Source organism: Mesorhizobium sp. M7A.F.Ca.CA.002.04.1.1, assembly GCF_004022805.1.
In the GTDB taxonomy this organism is placed as follows: domain Bacteria; phylum Pseudomonadota; class Alphaproteobacteria; order Rhizobiales; family Rhizobiaceae; genus Mesorhizobium; species Mesorhizobium ciceri.
The window spans coordinates 1-1,430 of sequence record NZ_RZPL01001026.1 but is presented as its reverse complement, the minus strand read 5'-3'; the positions used below and the strand labels follow the sequence as shown (position 1 = coordinate 1,430).

2 protein-coding genes and 1 pseudogene are annotated in these 1,430 nt (G+C 61.4%); 2 read left to right on the top strand and 1 reads right to left on the bottom strand.

All coding sequences use genetic code 11. The features are described from left to right. Nucleotides 1-283 (bottom strand): annotated as a pseudogene (locus ENZ75_RS34810) (hypothetical protein); the annotation flags it as partial. 263 nt (nucleotides 284-546) lie between these two features. On the opposite strand from ENZ75_RS34810, the gene ENZ75_RS31720 reads away from it, so the two are divergent. Both ENZ75_RS31720 and ENZ75_RS34805 read left to right on the top strand, forming a co-directional pair. Beyond that, on the top strand, nucleotides 547-1,146 hold the full coding sequence (locus ENZ75_RS31720) for a YdeI/OmpD-associated family protein (RefSeq protein ID WP_027160818.1): 600 nt from the start codon (nucleotides 547-549) through the stop codon (nucleotides 1,144-1,146). 55 nt (nucleotides 1,147-1,201) lie between these two features. Then, on the top strand, nucleotides 1,202-1,430 hold a 229-nt coding region (locus ENZ75_RS34805), incomplete at its 3' end, for a hypothetical protein (protein ID WP_206617150.1).

The window sequence follows — 1,430 nt, the reverse complement described above, 5'->3', positions numbered from 1 at the left end:
GTGTCGGAGTTCTCGTAGCCCGCCCGCTCGTAGCCGTTCCATTCCCCTTGGATCTGCTCGTGCACGATCTCGACGGGTTTGAGGTAATTGTGCTCCTGTCCCTGAGGAAGAAGTGGACGTCCATCGGATGGCCGGGTTCGGTCTCCACCACCATGGCAAGATCGACGGCGCCGTCGCCATTGAAATCGCCAGTCACAGCCGTGATGATCTTCCGGGTTTCGATCGGCTCGGCGAGGGTGGCCGTGGGGAGAAACAACACAAAGGCGAGCAACAGAGATTTCATGCGTATTCCCCCGGGAGCGAGACGGCGTGCCCGAGCACGAGCATGGCAGGTATTCCGGGACTTTCTACAGTGGGGCGGGAAGAAAAATGTTCGGGCCGACGGGCGCGAAGGAACGCCGTGCGCGCCTGCCAAGTTTGCTGCCGGAAACTGACAGCAATTCATGCCACGATGCTGGCCAATGACGATGGGCATGATGCCGGAGGCAGGACGACAGTGAGAGCGATGACGCGAGGGGCAACAGCATCGAACGGGCAGGCCGACTGATGGCGCCGATCAAGGTCGATCCCGCCAAGGTCCACGAATTCGCGGATCCTGCCGGCTTCTACGCCTGGCTGAGCAAGCACCACGCCACGGAAACCGAAGTCTGGATCAAGGTGCACAAGGTGGGGTCGGGATTGAAATCGATCACCCCCAAGCAAGCCATCGACGTGGTGCTGTGCTTCGGCTGGATCGATGCGGTGCGCAAAGGGTTGGACGACAAGAGCTTCCTGCAGCGCTACACGCCGCGCGGCAGGAAGAGCATCTGGAGCCTGATCAACATCGACAATGTGGCGCGGCTGGTCGAGGAGGGCCGCATGACCGAGCATGGGCTCAAACAGGTCGAAGCGGCGAAGGCGGACGGGCGCTGGGCGCGCGCCTATGGCAGCGGCAAGGAGATGAAAATTCCCGATGATTTGCAAGCGGCCATAGACGCCGAACCCGCTGCGAAGGCGATGTTGGCAAAGCTCAGCGCGCAAAACCGCTTCGCGCTCGCCTTCCGCATTCACAACATGAAGACGGAGGCCGGGCGCAAGAGGAAGATCGAAGCGTTTGTGGCAATGCTGAAGCGCGGTGAGACGATCCATCCGCAAGGCAGGAAGTGAGGTTTGGCGCGAGTTCGTCTTCGGCGCCGCAAGCCTGTCCTCAAGGGATCCCTCGTTGCGCGAAGCGCTTCAGGATTTGAATCGCGAAATTGTTCCAACTGCTTGTTTTCGCGCAATTCGGGGTCGGCGTGGCGCGGCCGCTTCAGCAACGACATCGCTGGTGGACGGAGGAGGGCACGGCGGCTACCCTTCGAAAGCCGCGACGATCGAGCGGCGGACCGGTCGCTGGGAGTCGTTGCCGTTGAGAAGAGTTGCTTCGTGGACGATGGCGCTGGGTCTCATTG